Below are 18,684 nucleotides of genomic sequence, written 5' to 3' on the forward strand. Positions count from 1 at the left end.
AGGTTCGGTTCGCGGTCCCCGGGCGGCTGACACTTGGCGGTAGAGGCCACCCGGGGGCCGTTCTTATGTGCTGCGGCGGTCGTGCGACGCGTTACTTGATCAGCGCGTTGACGGCTGGGGCGAGGATGCTGTCGGCGAGCAGGAAGCCGCCGAGGACGAGCACGGTGACGAGCCAGAGGGGGATCCGCCAGAGGCGGATGCCGAGCCGCGGCGACGAGCACGAGCAGCCAGAGCGGGACGTGCAGGGCGTTGTCCATGGCATTCACTCCTGGTGGAAGACGTCGGCGTGGTCGATGAGCCACTGTTCGATCTCTTCGCGCTCGGCGCGGTCGGCGGCCCGGAAGAGCGCGGCCTCTCCGCACGACACGGCCTCGGTCATCTGGTCCTGTCGCGCCATCGCGACGGCCTGGTTCAGCAGGCGCCGGATGTGTTCGCGCATCGTTGTTCACCTCCCTTCGGGTGTCGGGCCTGGCCCGTGGTGTCAGGCGAGTTGGGTGGCGATGGCCTCGGCGAGTGGCGCGGGAACGCCGAGCCGGGTGCGCAGGGTGTCGAGGTCAATGCGGTGACCGGTGCGGGTGCGGTGCTCGTCGGCCACACGGCGGGCGTGCGCCACGAGCGCGGGTGGCACCTCCGGAACGGGAACCGGCGGCGGTGGCACGGCGGGTTCCGCCGGCACCGCGGCGGGCTCCAGGACCGGGACCTCAGCAGGGGCCGCGAAGACCGGCTCCGGCTGGCCCGCCTCCGCAGCCGCTTCGCCATCCGGTTCGGCGTGCTCCTGGCGATGGCCGCCGTGGGCGAGGAGGGTGCCGCCGAGGAAGGCCAGGGCCGGCCATCCGGCGACGCCGAGCCGCAGCCAGGCGGGCGGGTTCTCCAGGTCTAGGAGCCCGGCAGTGGCGATGTTGGCGCCGAGGGAGGCGGTCAGGGCGGTGAGGAACCAGAACCACACCAGCCGTGAACTGCCTCCGGTCCGCAGGCGTCGCCAGGCGGCCACCATCAGCAGGTCGACGGAGATCGGGTAGGCCCATGCCTTCCATCCGTCCTGCCCAGCCGCCGCGGCGAGGTCGTGCAGGTGGGCGAAGGACAGCGCACCGGCGATGAGCGCCTGGACCAAGACGGCATCGAAGCGAATCCGGGACACGAGGGCGTCTCCTTCGAGGGGTGGGGCCGGGAGGAGGCGGGAAGCGGGTTCGACCGCCCCGCCCCGGCGGTTTCGGGCATGCGTCGGGTAGGGACCTGGCGCATGAGCGCTTGCGCCGACCGTTGGGGATGGGAAGGGGTCAGGCCGTGCTAGAGGCGGCCTGGGGAAGTGGACCTCGCTGTGTTCCGACCACCTCGAAGGCGGGTCGGAACAAGGCGAGCTCGGGGATCTGCGGGGTGCGGTGGGCGTGCTTGTTGCAGACGTTCACCGCGTGGCGGAGCGAGACGTGCGGGGCGCGGATGCGGGCCCAGCCGCCGGAGGAGTCACCGGCAACCGCCAGCCCCGGCGTCTCCGGACTGATCTGCACGGCTGCCAGGACGGCGTCGGCCGAGATGTCCTCGAAGGCCATTTTCGCCGAGGCCTCGTCGTTGACCCGGTGCGCGGTGCGGCCGGTGAGCTGGGCGCGGAGCATGGTGATGCCCTTGCCGAGTTCGGAGCCGAAGCGCTGCCCGCACACCTCCAGGTAGATGCCGGCCGCCCGGCCGAGCTGGGCGAGACGGACCAGCGCGGTGACGATCCGGTCCCGCCGCTTCTCCTCCTCCTTGCCGGCGAACAGGGCCAGCTCGGCGACCTCGTCCACCAGGACCACCACCGGCGTGGGACGTCGGTCTGCGGGCAGGTCCCAGATGTCGGCAGCGATCTCCGCATCCGGCACGTCGGCTGCGACCCGCTGCTCGGCCCGGATCACCTGGTAGACGGCCTCCATCCTCCGCAGCAGCGCGTCCAGCAGCTCGGCCGCGTCGTCCGGGTTGTCGGCCAGCGCGGAGAACCGGCGCGCCAGCGGGAACAACTCGACGCCCTGCTTGCAGTCGATCCCCACCAACGCCACATCCTGCGCGGCCAGCTCGGCGACCAGGTGCCGCTGGTAGACGGACTTCCCCGACTTCGTCGCTCCGATGGTCAGCGCGTGCGGCACCACTCGGTAGTCCCGGAACTGCACGGCACCGTCCTCCCGCAGGCCGACCGGCACCCGCATCAGCTCGCGCCGCACCCGCGGCATCTGCACCCGCTTGAGGACGTCGTAGGCGGTCATCCGCAGCTCGACCACCCCGGCCCGTACCTCCCGCACACTCACCCCGTACATTCCGAAGCCGTGCCGCAGCCGGTCCGCCGCCTTCGCGAAGCCGACCACGTCCTGCCCCGAACAGAGCCTCAGCCGCAGCACCAGCCCCGTCCGCGTGACCCGCGTCCGAAGAATCTTCGGCACCCGCGGCCTTGGCGCCTGCTGCTTCCTGAGCTTGGCGAGCGTCACCTGCCAGCGGGCTGGAGGAACGCAGAGCCCGCAGCCCTCCATCACTCCCGGATACCGGTGCACGACCCGCACCATGGCCACGAGGGCCCCGAACGTCAGCCAGTACCAGGCCGGCCGCCGCCACCGCAGAACCCCCGCGCCGACGGCTACGACCAGGACCACGAGCCCGAGCGCCCGCACGTCACGCGGCTTCCGGCCTCGGCACCGACCCACCGGCCACCAGTGACGTCACCGCCACCGCCCGGAACGCGATCCCGTGCCGCTGTCGGCCGTTGAACTCCGACTCCCACGGCCGCGCGACCAGCTGCGTCAGCGCCACCGGGGTCCCCATCACCAGGTCACCGGAGATCCCTGTCTCCGGAACGGTCACGGTCAGGATCTCCACCTCACCGAACGCCGCGAACATGACGTCCACGGTCATCAGCTTCACGCCGTCGGCGTCGACGGCGATCTCACCGGTCCGCCGGTCGCGGAGCTTGATCTCAGGAGCTTTGGCGACCATCACGGTCGCCGCGGACGTGTCGACAGGGATCTGGCGCATGGGCGCACTCCTCCACTGAGCGATGCCACCCTACCGGCAGCATCTCTAGAGATGTTTCTAGTGAAGCGGCGCCGACTCCGCCTGTCAATCAGATCTCTAGAGATGTTGACGAAGGCGTGACCGGGGAACCGATCAACACCGGTTGCCACGTGTGCGGCAGCTGCCCGTAAGGTGTCTAGAGAAGCGAAGGAGCATTCGATGACCAACGAGCGGGCTGACCGCCGGCCCAAGTACCAGCGCATCGCGGATGAACTGAAGGAGGACATCCGCGCTGGTCAGTACGTTCCTGGTGATCGACTCCCCGGCGAGAACGACATCATGGCCACCTACGACGTGGCCCGGATGACCGCCCGCCAGGCGCTCGGCGTCCTGCAGAGCGAGGGCATCGCCGAGGCCCGCAAGGGTGCCGGCGTGTTCGTCCGCAGCTTTCACCCGATCCGGCGCCGCGGCATCCAGCGGCTGTCCGAGCGGCAGTGGGGATCAGGCAAGTCGATCTGGTCCACGGACACCGAGAACCGTGACCTCACCGTCGACCAGCTGGAAGTCACCGAGGAAGAAGCCGCGGAGGACATCGCCCTCGCCCTGGACGTCGAGCCCGGCGCGCCGGTCTGCGTTCGCAGCCGCCGCTTCGTCCTGGACGGCAAGCCCGTCCTCCTGGCCCGCTCTTACCTTCCCGCGGCCATCGTCGCCGGCTCCGCCATCACTCAGGACGACACCGGCCCCGGCGGCACTTACGCCCGCCTGGCCGAACTCGGCCACAAGCCGTTCCACTTTCGCGAAGAGCTCCGGTCTCGGATGCCCCTGGCCGCGGAGGCCGAGCGCCTCAACCTCTCCATGGGCACCCCGGTCATCCTGATCACCCGTACCGCGTTCGCCGAGGAAGGCCACCCCGTCGAGGTCAACCGCATGACCCTCGACTCTGCGGCCTACATCCTCGAGTACGACTTCGACGCCTGAGGTTCGCGTCAGGTCAGCGGGCGCTGACTACTCGTCGTCGAGTCGTCGGAAAACCTGCGTGAAGTCTCCGGCATCGAGAAGAACAGCGAGCACCTGGGTCATGTTGTCGATGCCGGGATCCCGGACGATCAGCCCGTCAGAGCACCAGAAGTAGCGGCCTTCCAGCCCCTCGCCTGTCTGAGCCCACCTCTTCATCAGGCGCTCCACCTCGGCGAGCGTGAACATGGTGGCACTCCATCGGGAGCCATCTGCCGTCAGCCGTACTTCTACGTCGACGTTGCAGACAGCACCCAACTCTTCCGCTGCGTCGGGCAGGAAGGACGCCTGGAACCGATCTGTGCGCACGCGATACCAGGGCTCGTCCCACCCCTGATCAGTGGGCCGGTTCCCTGTGTTGGACATATCGGGAGTATGTCGGCCTGCGCCTGTCTGCTCAACCAGGTGCGCACGCAAAGCCGCATCGCATGCTCGCCCAGCCACACGGCAAGCAGCGGGGACAGACTTTCCCTACTCCATCAAGGCCCGCGCACGGCGCGGCGGCGACTGTGACAACAGGTTGGAAGACTTACCTGGTTGGAGCCGATCATTCCAGGTACTGACGAACAATCCAGTCAGTAATCGCTCGGGCTGCCCCGGCTAGCGCGGCGCCGCAGAGCAGTCGTACGAGTTCCGCGCGGGCTCGGACATATCTCCAAAATCGACCCATTCTTACCTCGCTCGCAGTGTGTCATCGCGCCGACTGATCCGCGGCCTGAACAGGCTCGCAAGGCCGGCCACAACCCATCCGCGGCGACATCGCGGGGTTCTAAACTGTCCGCATGGTCAGAACAGGCCCGAGCAAGGCAGATGCCGTTCTTCTTGATTACTTGCGGAACAAAGGGCTGCAAGTCAGCTTGGCTCAATTGGAACGTTGGCGACGAGCTGGTGTGCTGCCGAGGAGCGAGCGCAAATATTTGGGGAGAGGAAAAGGTTCAACGTCTACATTAAATACAGCATCAAGTGTCATCGCAGAGTCTATGGCGATGACCGCCCGCCGCGGCCGTTCGGTGCATGAGGCTGTACTTCGAATCTTTACAGCCGACCCGCGATATAACGATCTATTCATGGTGCCGGAAGTTCACCTCCCAGAGCAGGCGATCCGATCAGCTTTGGAATGGTTCATTAGAGTCGGAGATCAAAGCCTGGATAGGAGAATTGAACGAACTTTGCGATGTGCAGAGCAATCACCGGACGAGGCGGCTGAGAAAGTTTACAGGCTCGCCCTGGCACATTATCGCCGAGTTAGGGTTAATTCGCGCCCACCAGGGGAGCGAATCCCCAATATTTGGAGTCTGAGTGACGACAGAGAAGTGGAGCATTTTGCCTTGCTGGCTGTTGCCAGGTTCATCGGCGCGGAAGAAGTAGGTCCTGATCGGTACGCAAATATCATTGTCAACAACCGGATGCAGAATAAGCTGAGTCCCGAGGAAGCAACCCGAACGAGGCAGGTGATTGAATCACTTCTCATCAATCGCCAACTAACGGATGGATACACCATCCAACCTTCCCCTGAACCCACCATCGAGGAAGCCTGCGAACGGCTTTCCAATGTAAGCATCGCACGTATACGTACGACTCGTGACAAGCTTGCATTCGCGGCCGAGGCGGGCCACATTTTCTCATATCTACTGGGCTCCAAGATTGGCGAACCCCTCAACACCCGCATGCGCGAAGCAAGCACATCTTCAATCGACGCCAGCATGCTATTTCATGCAATTATCCCTATTGCGGAAAACGTTTCGGGAGAATCTTGGCGTCGAATGATGGGAATCTTGATCATGATCCTCACGCAACACCATGGCGACTTCGTAGAGGAAAGCTACTCGGATGCACTCGATAAGTTGGCCCACGCCGCGGCCCCCGAACGCTTCGAAAGTACTCCTTAGCTTAACAAAGTCGATGAAATCTCACCTATACCGGAGGGAGTGCTGGCGCATTGCGCCTTTCTCGGGCGGTCGTGCGCAGCATGCGACTCTGCCCCTAACCGGCAACGCAGAAGTCTGCGAGCTGGGGTCGTAAACTTCCCTGGGGTCATAAACCGGACTCACCAGCAATTGGTGTGAAGCTGCAGGAGGCATTGGAAGGTCATTCGGGAACCCTTCCAGGCTTCGCCCCTATTCTGTATCACCTCCACTCACCGCGGCAACTATCGCCGCGTTCTGAGAAATCGATTCAGGGAACGTTGCTCCAGTTATATCTTCCGCCTTCATCGCCTCCTGCGCTGACACTCCGCTGCATTCTGAGAAAATCGCTTGATGCAGATACGCCTGCTTCAAGGAGATTCCCTCGTCAAATACGGCTCCCGTCCAGTCAGTAAATGCCGCCTGCGCATATGACAAATCGAGTCGGCTATAAACTCTGAGATTCCGGAATGAGGCACCGCTCATATAGGCATGCGTCAACTTTACGTCGTCCCAATTGGAGTTAGAAAATTTCGCATCTCGGAATGTTGCCTGGCTAAAGTTGACATTCGTCAAGTGTGTGCCTTCTAGGTTCGCATCAGAAAAATCGGCCCCAGTGAAGTCGCAGTCCTTGAGTTCGCACTCTCTGAGGTAAGAGTGCCGGAAGTCAATTTCAAAGCTCTCTTTCCTTCGAGGCCTGTGCCCAATAATGGTCAATGCTGCTTGGATATCCGCCGGAGGGTGATATCGTCCCCTTATTTTATTCTCGGACGGGTCATCTGGTTCGACGGCGAACTCGCGAACAAAAGCGGAGAGGACTTTCACCACCGTGTCGTGGTCTTTTGCGGAATCACGCATGATGCGTTCTAGGGCATATAGCCCTCCAAGCCGACTCGTCAACCGATCGGAGGATAGCAGGTCAATTGCCTTGACGTATCGATCATTTACTTGCTGTTCGGCAGTTAGCTCTGCTTGTTGGCGCGCAGTGTTTTCGCTAACGGATAGTGAGGCTCGCGTCAATTCTGCTTGCTCATTGGACACCTTTTGGGTGTGCTCAAGGACAGACCGTGAGTGTTTGAGGTTCCTATCCGTGTAGTAGAGGCCGACACCTGCCACTACACCGGCTGCTATTGCCACCAAGGCCGTGCGCATGCCCGTTATGACAGCCGCAGACCCGGGAGTGGCACTCGCCAGATGGTTACGGTCGAGCCACCAGGGAAGCTGCCACAGGAGGACGACGAAGATGACGAGGCCAAGGACGATGAGGGCCACTCGTGCGACTGGCCGTCGTAGGCGCTGCTTGATTCGGAGATTCACACCGACATTTCACACCAAGGCGTCAACCAAGTAACCCACTTCGGCGAGTTCTGCTTGACTCATGCCGAAGGGCGCCTGCAGCCTGGCGGCTGCCAAGGGCGACAGGCGGCGACTGACACCGACGGCTGCGTGGCAGGTCAGAGACCTGACGGTCGCTGTCGCCGCAGGCCATGGAACCCATGCGTCTGTTCCTCCGCCGCAGTTGGCGGCCTGGGCTTCAACTTCCCGCCTGTGGACCATCTGTGGACGGTGGAACGCTAAGGGTATTCAACGGGGTCGTTGACCTGCAAGAAGCACAACACATCACCCGCCCTCCGGAGCCGTGTGCTCACGTTTTGGGGCTCCGCCCCAAACCCCGGCCCTCGCTCGGAGGGGATGGCCGCACCTCGCCTGTTGTGGTGGTGGGTCGCGGGTGGGGCCCCTCGTCGGCCGGTCACCCTGCGGGCGTACCCGGAACCTCCGAGGGGCGCCAAGGCCAAGCGCAAGCGTCACGGAGTGAGCCTTGGCGCCCCTCGGAGAACCCGGGTAAGGCGGAGCTGCCCGACCGACGAGGGACCCCACCCGCTCAGGCCGATCTGTGCCTGCGGCCCGGCGGCTTGGGGTGGGCGTGGGTCCGGGCAACCGCGTTCCTGGGCCGTCTCTGGGCCGTGCGAGGTGGACCGAGGGCGACAAACGTCGACCGATGCCGACGGCTGCACCGCAGGTCAGAGACGTGATGACCGCCGTCTCCGCAGGCCGTGAAACCCCTGCGTCTGTTCCTCCGCAACAAGCGACAGGAGTGGATCGAGTACCGCTCCGAGGTCACGGCCTTCGAGCTGCGCAAGCACCTGCCGGTGCTGTAGGGGCAGGTCAGGACTCGTTTCGTGACGCAAGGCCGAGGGCCGGCGGTCGTCCGACCGCCGGCCCTCAGCCCTGTGCGTGCGGGCTCCTGCACCTCACCCGCCCCCGGTGCGTGCGTGCCTGGTCGTCGGGTCTGGCAGCATGCCCGCATGAAGCACGCCTTGGAGACACTGCGGCACGAGTTCAGCTCCGAACCCGGAAGTTTCCAACTGCGGTTGCGGTGCGACCTGGTGTGGGACCGGGAGGCCTTCACCAGGCTGGAGAAAGCCATGCGCGCTGTGTGCGAAGAGTGGCAGGAGGCACAGGAGTTCCCCCGTTGGCTGGCAGAAGGGTACTACCAGGTCGGCTGGGAAGTCCGCTCATGGACCGCCCACCCCAACTTCCCGCGGCCAGAGCCAGCGGAGTACTACGACGCCTGCATCGAGCGGCTGACGGACTTGACGGACTGGTTCTTCCGCGGGTTCCACGTCTACATGGAGCCCCATATCTGGTCGGAGCTGTAACTCCGCGCTGAGCGGCCTTCGCGTGTGGAGGACGGGTGCCTCGTGGTTGCGGAGGGTCGGCTGCACGTCTGCAGCCTGGAGATGACGTTGCGGCACTGTAAGCGCTGTTGTCAGCCCCGAGGTCTACGGTTCCGTCGTGACGGAGAGACCATCGCAGAGTTGGCGTGACGGAGTGGCTCAGGAAATCCGGGAGCTGGCGGCCGGCACCTTGGACCCCGAGTGCGCGTGCATGACGGAGCTTTTCCCGGAGCCCTTGATCGAGGCGACGGAAGAGGTGCTGGCGGATTTCGAGACCGACTTGGTCGCGCTCGAGCAGCCGACGGACGCCCAGGTGTTCGCGTGCGTCGAGAAGGTCGTGCTCGCGCTGAACGCGGTCAACGAACGCTTTGGCGGGGCGGCGTACGAGACCGACGAGCGGGAGGAACTCTGCGACTACATCGACGCGACGCTCTCGGAGTGCGGCATCGATGTGCCGGCCCTCGCTTCCCGGCACGGGCTGGGGCGCTACGAGATCACCGACCGGTGGCGAGGCTGGTGACCGGGCCGGTTTCGCCGGTGGTCTGGCAATTTTCACAGCGCCTCTTGGTCCCTGGGCACTCGGGTGCTTCGTCGCAGCAGCCAAGGTGCGAGTTGGACGATGCCGAATGCCACCTCCATGACGAGGAACAGCCACAGCCAGGGTGGGGCGCCGTGGGCCAATGCGTACGCCTGCCAGGTGGCGAAGAGGGTGCGTGCGAGGGCGTCGAAGAGGCCGAAGAGGGGGGCCGGGTCGATGATCCGGAGGAGGGCCCAGACGACCACGACCGAGCCCATCAGGTTGGCGAAGAGGACCTGTATCGGGTCGAGGGCGGGCAGGGCGCCCAGGTCGAACGTGTCGCCCAGCTTCGACAGCGCCGCGTGGAGCAAGGAGTAGGTCCACGGCGTGGCGAAGCCGGCGGTGACCACGAGGTCGTACCAGGCGCTCGTGCGGACGACGCGCGGGTACGCGGGGTGGGGCGGGGTGGGACGTCGTGTCATGGCGAGGCTCCTGCCGGGCTTCTGGAGGGACGCCACGACGCTAGACAGTGGAGTACGGTCCAAGGTCAAGTCAGCATGGGCGGGGGAGAGTTGTGCGTATCGGGGAGCTGGCCGCGCGGTCGGGTCTGAGCAGGGACGCCATCCGGTTCTACGAGAAGATCGGGCTCGTCTCCGGGCAGCGCCTGGCCAACGGGTACCGGGACTTCCCGCCGGAGACCGTGCCCTGGCTGCAGTACGTGCGTACGGCGCAGACGCTCGGCTTCTCGCTGGCCGAGATCGCGCGGACCGGCGAGCAGTTGCGCGACGCCCCCGACACCGCCGAGGCGTTGTCCGCGCTGTTCGAGGAGAAGATCGCGGTCGTCGACGCGCGGATGGCCGAGCTCGCGGCCCTGCGGGCCGAGCTGGAGGACCGCGTCGGCACCGGGTGCCCGTTGGGTGCGCGGAGGGTGGCCTCGGCCGGCTGATGTCCGGGCACGACCGGACGGGGCCCGAGCCGCCCGGTGGATGTCCGAGGTGCCTGCGAGACTCCGGCCATGGAGACCACGCTGCAGCTGACGATCGACTGTGCCGATCCGCAGAGGATGGTGGCGTTCTGGAGCGAGGCGCTGGGCTACGTCCCCGAACCCCCGCCGGCCGGGCACGGCACGTGGCGTGCGTACTGGGCGGCGATGGGGGTGCCCGAGGAGGAGCTGCCCGAGGGCGCGGGTGACTGCCCGGAGTCGATCGTCGACCCCGCCGGGCGCGGGCCGCGGGTGTGGTTCCAGCAGGTTCCGGAGGCGAAGGTCGCCAAGAACCGCATCCACTTCGACCTGAAGGTCGGCGGCGGCCGGGACGTGACCTTGGAGGTCCGAAGGCGGCGGGTCGACGCCACGGTGGAGAGGCTGGTCGCGGCCGGGGCCGCCGTGCTCCGGGTGTCGGACGAGCCGGACGCGGGCCAGTACGCGGTGCAGATGCGGGACCCGGAGGGCAACGAGTTCGATGTGGTCTAGTGCTTCCGCAGGGGGCATGCTCGGGTTGTTGCTGGGGTTCGCGGCCTCGGGTGTAGTCGGTTCGTTGAGGCCGGGAATGCCGGCGGACGAGGCCGATCGTGTGCTCGGCGGGGGCACCGGGCTGGTCGTATCGCTATCGGATCCACCGAACGCGCGGGACCCACACGGTTCCGTCGGGTTCAAGGACGGGAGTCTGGAGCTGTGGGCCGGCCCTGACGGCAGGGTGTGCCTGCTGGGGTATGACGCGGTGGACGGCCAGGGACGGTTCCAGGGCCCGACGCGTCTCGGGACCGAGTTCCGCCAGGAGGACGGGACGCCGACGCGTGCGGCGTTGCTCGACGGCCTCGACCGACTCGGCTGTGCCTGGCGTCGCGATGACGCGCTGACGTTCGGCGACCAGGCCGCCGTCGAGACGGAGGCCGGGGTGTCCGTGGTCTTCGTGCGCGCGGACTCGGCTGCCGGGGAGTGGCTGGTCTCGAGCCTGTACGTCACAGCACCCGAGGTCGGCCATGGCTGAGCACGGGGACGACGTGGACTGGGCGGGGCTGTTCCACGCAGAGGGGGCGGCCTCCGACACGCCTCGGCGGCTGCGGGCGCTCCTGGGTGACGACGCAGAGGCCTTCGTCGACGGGTACGAGCATCTGTGGTCGGGGACCCTTCGCCGTGAGGGCGGTGTGTGGCCGGTGACGGCGCCGGCCGCCCTGTTGGTCGCCGAGTGGCTGGGCGATTCCTCGTTGTGGCCTGACGACCCCACGATGCCGGAGGCGGTGCTTGCCTACCTGTATGCGGTGGCCGTTGGCGCCGATCTCGGGGACCGGGAGGCCGAGGTCCGGGCGCGCGTGACGCGTTGTGAGCCGGAGCTGCGTCGTTGGAACGCCGATTACCTGACGGCGGACGCGACGGGGCGGGAGCTGCTGTGGGGGGACTGCTCGGGGCTGGGCGAACTGGTCCTGCAGCAGGCGGCTCTCGCCTGCGGGGAGGTCGTGCCCGAGCTCCTAGGACGTGTGCTGCCGCACCTGGAGGCGGACCGTGTCCGGCGCAGGACGTGCGCGGCGGCAGCCGTGGGCGTGCTGGCCCGGCATCCGTCGGCCGCGGCCCAACGACCCTCGCTGCTACGCCGGTTGGTCTCGCTTGCCGGTGCTGCCGACTCCCCGTTCGACCTGGCGACGACGGTGGTCGCGGTCGGTCAACTGGGCGGCGACACACGTTCTTGGCTGGAACATCCGCACCTGGGGGTGAGGGTCTGCGCGGCGCTGGCACCCGCCCTCGCCCATGACTCGGCGGCAGAGGGGGTGCTGCGGGCAGCGGGGCGGTCGCTGAACGAGGTCGGCAAGTCCCTTGGGGAGTCCTTCGGCGACATGGCGCCGCCGCTGCAGTTCCAGTTCCTGCCGTACCGGGACCTGCTCGTGGACACGTGAAGGGGCCGCCCTCGGGTGCGTCCAGGCGAGAGCATGCGGTGATGGATGACGTGATGGGCAGTGGCGGGATCTTCGTGCGCCGGGCGCTGGAGTCGGAGTGGGACGCGCTGGTCGGGGTCGACGCGGTGGCCGGCGGGGGCGACGTCGGGCGGCGGGCGGCGATCGCGAGGTGGTGCGAGGAGGGGTCGGTGCTGGTGGCGGAGGACGCGTCCGGGCTGGTCGGTTACTGCGTGCTGGAGTACACGTTCTTCGACCAGGGCTTCGTCACGATGCTGATGGTGGCCCCGTCGGCCCGCGGCAGGGGTGTGGGCCGGCGGTTGCTGGACGCCGCGGCGGCCTCGTGTACGACGCCGAAGCTCTTCACCTCGACGAATGTGTCCAACCAGCCGATGCAGCGACTGCTCCACCGGGCCGGCTGGACCCCCGTCGGCCTGCTCCACGGCCTCGACGATGGCGACCCCGAGTTGTTCTACCGTTGCCCCCAGCCGACGACTCGGACGGTGGGCGCGGAAAAGGTGTAGGGCGAAGGTGAGCCCGGAATGTGTTGCTGGGGAGCGAATTCGGGGCTCACCTGCGGCCCTGGCCTCTACGGAGCCCCCGCCCCTGCCCCCGGTACCGCCGACTGACCCTCCAGTGGTGGGAGTTGGGACGGGCTGATCTGTTCGCCGAGGACGGTGGTCATGAAGCGGATCAGCCACCGTTGCGCGGGGGTGCGGGAGGCGTCGTGGCGGGCGTAGAGGGCGACCTCGATGGGTTCCGCCGCGAAGGGGAGGCGGACGAGGCGGATGGCGTGGGAGGCGGCGAAGACCTCGGCGACGTACTCCGGGACCACGGCGATCAGGTCGGTCTGCTCCAGCAGGTAGGGGAGGATCGTGAAGCGGGTGACCTCCACGGCGACCCGGTCGAGGAGACCGTGCGCGGCCAGCAGTGAGCGGGGCGTGGCGTGGCCGCTGGGGCCGAAGACGGTCGCGTGGTGCTCGGCCGCCAGTTGCTCCAGGGAGACCGCGTCGCCCGTCACCCGGGGGTGGGACGAGGCGACCACGCCGACGTAGCGCTCGCGGAAGAGCGGCACGCGGACGGTGCGTTGGGAGGCCATGACGGGGGTGGCCACGAAGGCGTCCAGTTCACCGCGGCTCAGGCGGCGTTCGGCGTCGTCGACGTCCAGCGGCCGGACGGTGAAGGAGACGCCGGGGGCCGAGCGGCGGGCGGCCGCCACCAGGCGGGGGAGCAGGGTGGTCTCGCCCAGGTCGGAGAGGGCGAGGGTGAAGTTGGCGGACATCGTCGCCGGGTCGAACTCGTCGGCCTGCCGGGTCGCCTCGTCGATCTGGGACAGCGCCCGCTGCAGCGGCTCGTACAGGCGGCGCGCGCCCGCGGTCGGGGTCAGGCCGCGGCCGCTGCGGCGGAACAGGTCGTCGTCGAAGTGCCGGCGCAGCTTGGCCAGGCTGTAGCTGACCGTCGGCTGCGTGACGTGCAGCGCGTCGGCCGTGGCCGTGACGCTGCCGGTCTCGTAGAGCAGCACGAACAGCCGGGCCAGGTTGAGGTCGAACTCCCGCATGCGGCCGGAGCCTACGCGTCCGTATCGAGGAGATCTATATCGCGGGCCGGAAACATTTATTGGTCTCGGGTGAGAGCCGCTGCTTAGCGTGTCGGCCATCACACGAAAGGAACGTGAAACGTTCGTGCCCTCCGTACGTCATGTCTCGCACCAGTTCCTGGCCCGCCAGGGCCTGACCACCGTCTTCGGCAACCCCGGGTCCAACGAGCTGCCCTTCCTCGCCGACCTCCCGGACGGCTTCCGCTACGTGCTCGGCCTGCACGAGGGGGCCGTGGTCGGCATGGCGGACGGCTACGCCCAGGCGACCGGCCGGCCGGTGCTGGTGAACCTGCACGCGGCGTCCGGCTCCGGCAACGGGATGGGCGCGCTCACCAACGCGGTGTCCTCCCGGACCCCGATGGTGATCGTGGCGGGACAGCAGGTGCGGCCCGCCGTGGGCCCCGAAGCGAACCTGGCCAACGTGGACGCGCCCTCGCTGATGAAGCCCCTGGTGGGCTGGGCCGCCGAGCCGGCCTGCGCGCAGGACGTGCCCCGCGCCCTCGCCCAGGCCGTCTTCGAGGCTCAGCTGCAGCGCAGGCCGACGTACCTGTCCGTGCCCTACGACGACTGGGCCGCCGAAGCGGGGGAGAACGGCCTCGCCGTCCTCGACCGGTCCGTGCGGCGGGGCTCCGCCCCCGATGCGGAGTTGGGCCGCGACCTGGTGGAGCGGGTCACGGCGGCCGAGCGTCCGGCACTGGTGCTCGGCGGCGACATCGACACGGCGGGGCTCTTCGACGACGCCGTCCGCCTCGCGGAGCGGCTCGGCGGCCCGGTGTGGGCGGCGCCGTCGCAGTTCCGGCTGCCGTTCCCCAACCGCCACCCGCTCTTCCGCGGCGTGCTGCCTGCGGGCATCAAGCCGATCTCGGACGCCTTCGAGGGGCACGACCTGGTGCTGGTGCTCGGCGCCCCGGTGTTCCGCTACCACGAGTACCTGCCGGGCCGGTACCTGCCCGAGGGGACCCGGCTGGTCCAGGTGACGGAGGACGCCTCGGCCGCCGCCCGCGCGCCGATGGGCGAAGCGGTGGTCGCCGACCCCGGCGCCGGGATCCGCCTGCTGCTGGAGACCCTCGGCGAGGGCGCCCCCGTGCCCGGCGAGGAGTACCGGCCCGCGCCCGCACCCGCCGCGGGCGAAGGGGGCCGACTCCACCCGGAGGAGGTGTTCGCGGCGCTGCGCGACGAGCAGCCGCAGGACACGTCCTACGTGGTGGAGTCCACGTCGACCAGCGCGGCCTGGTGGCGGCAGATGGACCTGCGCCGCCCGGGCTCCTACTACTTCCCCGCGGCCGGCGGGCTCGGCTTCGGCCTGCCCGGCGCGGTCGGCGTCGCCCTCGCGCAGCCGGACCGGCCGGTGACCGCGGTGATCGGCGACGGGTCCGCCAATTACGGCATCACCGCCCTGTGGACCGCGGCCCAGCTGCGCGTCCCGCTCACCGTCGTGCTGCTGCGCAACGGCACGTACGGCGCGCTGCGCTGGTTCGGCGGACTGCTCGGGGTGCCGGACGCGCCCGGCCTGGACATTCCCGGGCTGGACTTCACCCGCATCGCCGAGGGCTACGGCGTGCCGGCCCGGCACGTCACCGGCGCGGAGGAACTGCGCACCGTCCTCGCGGAACGGCCCGACGGCCCGCGTCTCGTCCAGGTCGACACGGCCCTGACCACCCCCCACTGACCACCACCCCCCACTGACCACCACCCCCCACTGACCACCACCCCCCAACTGACCACCTCGCCCCACGATCCATAAGCGAACCACCAGCACCACCAGCACCACCAGCACCACCCGCACCTCACGCCCCCCACGCCTCATCCCCCGTCCCCCTCATCCCTGGGAACCGCCATGACCTCCGCGACAACGTCGTCCGGCCCGGCGCAGGCCGCAACCGGCAGGCGCACCACCTGGACCGTGCTCCTGTGCTGGATCACCGTCATGCTCGAGGGCTACGACCTCGTCGTCCTCGGCGCCATCATCCCGACCCTGCTGAAGACGCAGCACCTCGGCATGACGGCGGTCGACGCGACCACCGTCGCCACGCTCTCGCTCGTCGGCGTGGCCATCGGCGCGATATCGGTCGGCCCGCTCGCCGACCGGATCGGCCGGCGCCGGCTGCTCATCGCGTCGGTGGTGGTCTTCTCGGTGTTCACCGTCCTGGTGCCGCTGGCCGGCTCGGTGACGATGTTCGCCGCGCTGCGCCTGATCGCCGGCCTCGGCCTCGGCGCCTGCATGCCGGTGTCGCTGACGATGATGGCCGAGAGCATGCCCGCCAGCCGGCGGGCCCGGGCCAGCACCCTCACCATGACCGGCTACCACACCGGTGCCGTCGTGACCTCGCTGCTGGCCCTGCAGTTCGCCGACGACTGGCAGATCCTCTTCTACGCCCTCGGTGCCGTCGGCCTCGTCGTCGCGGTGATCCAGTGGTTCTTCCTGCCGGAGTCCGAGGCCTTCGTGAAGGCCAAGGAGTCGGGCACGGCGGAGCGGGTGCCGTTCACCGAGCTGCTGAAGCCGCTCTACCTGCGGGCCTGCATCGGCGTCTGGGTCGCCTCGTTCATGGGACTGCTGCTCGTCTACGGCCTCAACACCTGGCTGCCGAAGCTGATGAACGACGCCGGTTACCCGGTGCCGACGGCCGTCACCCAGCTGCTGATCCTCAACCTGGGCGGCGTCGCCGGTCTGCTCGTCGGCGGCTGGGTCGCCGACCAGAAGGGGATCAAGGGCACCACGCTGGGCTGGTTCGGCGCCGCGGCGGTCATGCTGGCCTGCCTGTCCGTGAAGATGGACAACGACCTGCTGCTCAACGTGGTCGTCTTCTTCACCGGCGTGTTCGTGTTCTCCGCGCAGGTGCTGGTCTACGCGTACGTGACGAACTTCTTCCCGGCGGCCATCCGCGGCACGGCGCTCGGGTCGGCGTCCGGGATCGGCCGGCTGGGGTCCATCGTCGGCCCGTCGATCACCGGCGCGCTGGTCACCGCGGGGATCGGACACCCGTGGGGCTTCTACTCCTTCGCGCTGGTCGCCGTGCTCGCGGTGGTGGCGGTGCTGACGCTGCCGAAGGGGTCGGCGGCGGAGCTGGCGGCCGGCACGACGGCCGAAGGGACCGCCGCGCCCGCGGCGGGGGCGTCAGCCTGAGGCAGTGCCTGCGTGCGGGGGCAGTCGCCTCCGCCTTCGTCCGGCCGGTGGGCCGTCGTACCGCTCCGCGCGGTGCGGCGGCCCACCGCGCGTGCGGGGCCTCGACGGCGCGTCGCGGCACCGCACGCCGCGCCGTCACGTCGCACAGGGGGCGGAGGAGATGTTGCGGGCGGTGACCGGCGGACCGAGGCTGGGAGGGCGGTGCCGGATCACGACGAGTGCGGACGCGACCGCGCGGATGCCGGTGGGCGAGGAGAGTGCGCGATGCGGATGATGATGAAGGCCCGCTTGGACACCCAGGCGTCGAACAGGGTGACGCAGGAGGGCGGCATGCCCGACCTGGTGCGGGCGGCCATGGAGCGGCTCCGGCCCGAGGCCGCCTACTTCACCCCGGAGGGCGGGCGCACCATGATCCTCTTCTTCGACATGCAGGACAGCTCGGAGATTCCCGCCGCCGCAGACCCCTTCTTCCAGGAGCTCGGCGCGCATGTGACGTTGCAGCCGGTCATGAACCTCGACGACCTGCAGCGGGGCCTCGCGGCCCTGGGCTAGGACCGTGCGTCGGGGCCGGTCCGGTGGTGCAGGCGGTGGTGCAGGGCGCGCACCTCGTCGACCAGTTCCGGGACCGGTCCCTCCACCACCGCGTCCGGGACGACGGTGGTGACCGGCAGGGCGGCGACCGGGGCGGCGGGCACGCCCCACCCGGTGAGCCAGCTCGCCAACTGGGCGCCGGAGGCCACGTACACGATGCGGCCGAGCCCCACCCAGCCGTGCGCGGCCGCGCACATCGGGCAGTGCTCGCCGGAGGTGTAGACGGTGGCCGCGGCGCGCTCCGCGGGCGTCATGTGCTCCGCGGCCCAGCGGGCCAGGGCGAACTCGGGGTGCCGGGTGTGGTCGCCGGAGGCGACGCGGTTGTGGTCCTCGCCCCGGACGGTCCCGTCACCCGCCACCAGGACGGACCCGAAGGGCTCGTCGCCGGACTCCAGGGCCTGGGCCGCCAGTTCCACACAGCGGCGCAGGTGCCGCAGATCCACGTCACTGATCACCGGGTCACCTTAACGGGACGGGTCACCTCAACGGGGCGTGTGGGCGGGCGCGTGGAAGAGGGCGTCGAGGTCCGGGTACGGGATGGCCTGGTCGAGCGCGGCGTAGCCGCCCGTGCCGAGCAGGTCGAGGGCGGCCCGGCGCGCGGCGGCGTAGGCGGCCTGGGCGACGCCCGAGCCGAGGCTGACCCGGGACACGCCCAGGGCGCCGAGCTCGGCCACCGTCGGGGCGCCCGGTCCGGCCATGACGTTCAGCGGGACGGTCAGGCCGGCGGCCAGTTCGGCGACGACGGCGGGGTCGGTGACGCCGGGCACGAAGACACCGTCCGCTCCGGCGTCGACGTAGGTGCGGGCGCGGGCGAGGGTGTCGCGGAGCCGGGTGGCGGGGTCCCCCAGGCCCAGCAGGTACGTGTCGGTGCGGGCGTTGACGAACAGGTCGACGCCCGCCTTCTCCGCCGCCTCGCGGGACGCCTCGATGCGGTCGGCGAGGGTGCGGGGCGAGCGGGTGCCGTCCTCGATGTTGACGCCCACCACCCCGGCGTCCAGCACGCGGGCGACCGTCTCCGCGACCTCCGCCGGGCTCTGCCCGTAGCCGCCCTCGATGTCGGCGGTGACCGGGACGGCGACGGCCGAGGCGATGCGGGCGAGGACGTCGAGCACCAGGTCACGGGAGACGCGGTTCCCGTCCGACGCGCCGAGCGACCAGGCCACCCCGGCGCTGGTGGTGGCGATCGCGGGAGCCCCCGCCGCCTCGACCACCCGCGCGCCGGCGACGTCCCAGACGTTGGCCAGGGCGAGGGGGCGGGCGGGGGTGTGGAGGGAGCGGAACCGGGCGGTGGCGGAAGGGGCGTTGAGGCTGCTGGTCGTTTCGGTCATGGGTTCAGACAACCAGCGGGGCGGGGCGGGGGTCTGGCGGAAATCCGACACGGACGGCAGCCGGAGGGAAGCAAG

Annotated in this window: 23 protein-coding genes and 1 pseudogene; 13 read left to right on the forward strand and 11 right to left on the reverse strand. The window is 68.8% G+C overall.

Going from position 1 to position 18,684, the window contains the following annotated elements; translation table 11 throughout:
- Positions 1-91: 91 nt before the first annotated feature.
- The 5 genes from ACFRAV_RS17995 to ACFRAV_RS18015 form a co-directional block, all read right to left on the reverse strand.
- Complete coding sequence (locus ACFRAV_RS17995) at positions 92-262, reverse strand: hypothetical protein (protein WP_382556583.1); 171 nt, start codon at positions 260-262, stop codon at positions 92-94.
- Complete coding sequence (locus tag ACFRAV_RS18000) at positions 263-439, reverse strand: hypothetical protein (RefSeq protein ID WP_382556585.1); 177 nt, start codon at positions 437-439, stop codon at positions 263-265. It lies immediately after the preceding gene.
- A 42-nt stretch (positions 440-481) separates the two neighbouring features.
- Positions 482-1,138 carry a DUF2637 domain-containing protein gene (locus ACFRAV_RS18005; RefSeq protein WP_382556588.1) on the reverse strand — a complete coding sequence of 219 codons (657 nt, stop codon included), beginning with the start codon at positions 1,136-1,138 and terminating at the stop codon, positions 482-484.
- A gap of 139 nt (positions 1,139-1,277) precedes the next feature.
- Complete coding sequence (locus tag ACFRAV_RS18010) at positions 1,278-2,630, reverse strand: FtsK/SpoIIIE domain-containing protein (RefSeq protein WP_382556590.1); 1,353 nt, start codon at positions 2,628-2,630, stop codon at positions 1,278-1,280.
- Between the two features lies 1 nt (position 2,631).
- Complete coding sequence (locus tag ACFRAV_RS18015) at positions 2,632-2,991, reverse strand: hypothetical protein (protein WP_382556593.1); 360 nt, start codon at positions 2,989-2,991, stop codon at positions 2,632-2,634.
- Positions 2,992-3,189: 198 nt separating this feature from the next.
- Between ACFRAV_RS18015 and ACFRAV_RS18020 the strand changes: the two genes are divergently transcribed.
- Positions 3,190-3,948 (forward strand): GntR family transcriptional regulator, encoded by a 759-nt coding sequence (locus ACFRAV_RS18020; protein ID WP_382556595.1) that lies wholly within the window; start codon positions 3,190-3,192, stop codon positions 3,946-3,948.
- A gap of 27 nt (positions 3,949-3,975) precedes the next feature.
- Here the strand turns inward: ACFRAV_RS18020 and ACFRAV_RS18025 are convergent, their stop codons facing one another.
- Positions 3,976-4,350: a hypothetical protein gene (locus ACFRAV_RS18025; protein ID WP_382556598.1), complete on the reverse strand. Its 375-nt coding sequence runs from the start codon at positions 4,348-4,350 to the stop codon at positions 3,976-3,978.
- A 416-nt stretch (positions 4,351-4,766) separates the two neighbouring features.
- Between ACFRAV_RS18025 and ACFRAV_RS18030 the strand changes: the two genes are divergently transcribed.
- On the forward strand, positions 4,767-5,873 hold the full coding sequence (locus tag ACFRAV_RS18030; protein ID WP_382556599.1) for a hypothetical protein: 1,107 nt from the start codon (positions 4,767-4,769) through the stop codon (positions 5,871-5,873).
- Between the two features lie 228 nt (positions 5,874-6,101).
- Here the strand turns inward: ACFRAV_RS18030 and ACFRAV_RS18035 are convergent, their stop codons facing one another.
- On the reverse strand, positions 6,102-7,160 hold the full coding sequence (locus ACFRAV_RS18035; protein ID WP_382556601.1) for a pentapeptide repeat-containing protein: 1,059 nt from the start codon (positions 7,158-7,160) through the stop codon (positions 6,102-6,104).
- Between the two features lie 800 nt (positions 7,161-7,960).
- Here ACFRAV_RS18035 and ACFRAV_RS18040 point away from each other — a divergent pair.
- The 3 genes and pseudogenes from ACFRAV_RS18040 to ACFRAV_RS18050 all read left to right on the forward strand — a co-directional run.
- A pseudogene (locus ACFRAV_RS18040) lies at positions 7,961-8,047 on the forward strand (glutamine synthetase); the annotation flags it as partial.
- Positions 8,048-8,194: 147 nt separating this feature from the next.
- Positions 8,195-8,548, forward strand: a complete 354-nt coding sequence (locus ACFRAV_RS18045) for a hypothetical protein (protein WP_382556604.1) — start codon at positions 8,195-8,197, stop codon at positions 8,546-8,548.
- Between the two features lie 172 nt (positions 8,549-8,720).
- Positions 8,721-9,086 carry a hypothetical protein gene (locus tag ACFRAV_RS18050; protein WP_382556605.1) on the forward strand — a complete coding sequence of 122 codons (366 nt, stop codon included), beginning with the start codon at positions 8,721-8,723 and terminating at the stop codon, positions 9,084-9,086.
- 32 nt (positions 9,087-9,118) lie between these two features.
- On the opposite strand, the gene ACFRAV_RS18055 is transcribed toward ACFRAV_RS18050, so the two are convergent.
- On the reverse strand, positions 9,119-9,565 hold the full coding sequence (locus ACFRAV_RS18055) for a hypothetical protein (RefSeq protein WP_382556607.1): 447 nt from the start codon (positions 9,563-9,565) through the stop codon (positions 9,119-9,121).
- Between the two features lie 92 nt (positions 9,566-9,657).
- Here ACFRAV_RS18055 and ACFRAV_RS18060 point away from each other — a divergent pair, with 92 nt between their 5' ends.
- The 5 genes from ACFRAV_RS18060 (at position 9,658) to ACFRAV_RS18080 (ending at position 12,493) form a co-directional block, all read left to right on the forward strand.
- Positions 9,658-10,029: a MerR family transcriptional regulator gene (locus ACFRAV_RS18060; RefSeq protein ID WP_382556609.1), complete on the forward strand. Its 372-nt coding sequence runs from the start codon at positions 9,658-9,660 to the stop codon at positions 10,027-10,029.
- Between the two features lie 69 nt (positions 10,030-10,098).
- A complete protein-coding gene (locus ACFRAV_RS18065) occupies positions 10,099-10,554 on the forward strand; it encodes a VOC family protein (RefSeq protein WP_382556610.1) in 456 nt (151 codons plus the stop codon).
- A 16-nt stretch (positions 10,555-10,570) separates the two neighbouring features.
- Positions 10,571-11,071, forward strand: coding sequence for a hypothetical protein (locus ACFRAV_RS18070; protein ID WP_382556613.1), 501 nt, complete (start codon positions 10,571-10,573; stop codon positions 11,069-11,071).
- The gene (locus ACFRAV_RS18075) at positions 11,064-11,972 is read left to right on the forward strand and encodes a hypothetical protein (protein ID WP_382556615.1); all 909 of its coding nucleotides are present in this window, start codon (positions 11,064-11,066) and stop codon (positions 11,970-11,972) included. The genes ACFRAV_RS18070 and ACFRAV_RS18075 overlap by 8 nt, the downstream gene beginning before the upstream one ends.
- Before the next feature lie 41 nt (positions 11,973-12,013).
- A complete protein-coding gene (locus ACFRAV_RS18080; protein ID WP_382556617.1) occupies positions 12,014-12,493 on the forward strand; it encodes a GNAT family N-acetyltransferase in 480 nt (159 codons plus the stop codon).
- A 65-nt stretch (positions 12,494-12,558) separates the two neighbouring features.
- Here the strand turns inward: ACFRAV_RS18080 and ACFRAV_RS18085 are convergent, their stop codons facing one another.
- A complete protein-coding gene (locus tag ACFRAV_RS18085) occupies positions 12,559-13,527 on the reverse strand; it encodes a LysR family transcriptional regulator (RefSeq protein WP_382556620.1) in 969 nt (322 codons plus the stop codon).
- 124 nt (positions 13,528-13,651) lie between these two features.
- On the opposite strand from ACFRAV_RS18085, the gene mdlC reads away from it, so the two are divergent.
- From mdlC to ACFRAV_RS18100, 3 genes are all read left to right on the forward strand, one after another.
- On the forward strand, positions 13,652-15,235 hold the full coding sequence (mdlC, locus tag ACFRAV_RS18090) for a benzoylformate decarboxylase (RefSeq protein ID WP_382556623.1): 1,584 nt from the start codon (positions 13,652-13,654) through the stop codon (positions 15,233-15,235).
- A 168-nt stretch (positions 15,236-15,403) separates the two neighbouring features.
- Positions 15,404-16,690, forward strand: a complete 1,287-nt coding sequence (locus ACFRAV_RS18095; protein ID WP_382556625.1) for an MFS transporter — start codon at positions 15,404-15,406, stop codon at positions 16,688-16,690.
- A 264-nt stretch (positions 16,691-16,954) separates the two neighbouring features.
- A complete protein-coding gene (locus tag ACFRAV_RS18100; protein ID WP_351117829.1) occupies positions 16,955-17,242 on the forward strand; it encodes a DUF3303 family protein in 288 nt (95 codons plus the stop codon).
- Here ACFRAV_RS18100 and ACFRAV_RS18105 read toward each other — a convergent pair.
- Together ACFRAV_RS18105 and ACFRAV_RS18110 are read right to left on the reverse strand one after the other, a co-directional pair.
- On the reverse strand, positions 17,239-17,736 hold the full coding sequence (locus ACFRAV_RS18105; protein ID WP_382556628.1) for a nucleoside deaminase: 498 nt from the start codon (positions 17,734-17,736) through the stop codon (positions 17,239-17,241). The genes ACFRAV_RS18100 and ACFRAV_RS18105 overlap by 4 nt on opposite strands.
- A 27-nt stretch (positions 17,737-17,763) precedes the next feature.
- Positions 17,764-18,609 carry an isocitrate lyase/phosphoenolpyruvate mutase family protein gene (locus ACFRAV_RS18110; protein ID WP_382556629.1) on the reverse strand — a complete coding sequence of 282 codons (846 nt, stop codon included), beginning with the start codon at positions 18,607-18,609 and terminating at the stop codon, positions 17,764-17,766.
- Positions 18,610-18,684 lie beyond the last annotated feature (75 nt).

This window comes from Streptomyces sp. NPDC056600 (genome assembly GCF_042792855.1).
In the GTDB taxonomy this organism is placed as follows: Bacteria; Actinomycetota; Actinomycetes; order Streptomycetales; family Streptomycetaceae; genus Streptomyces.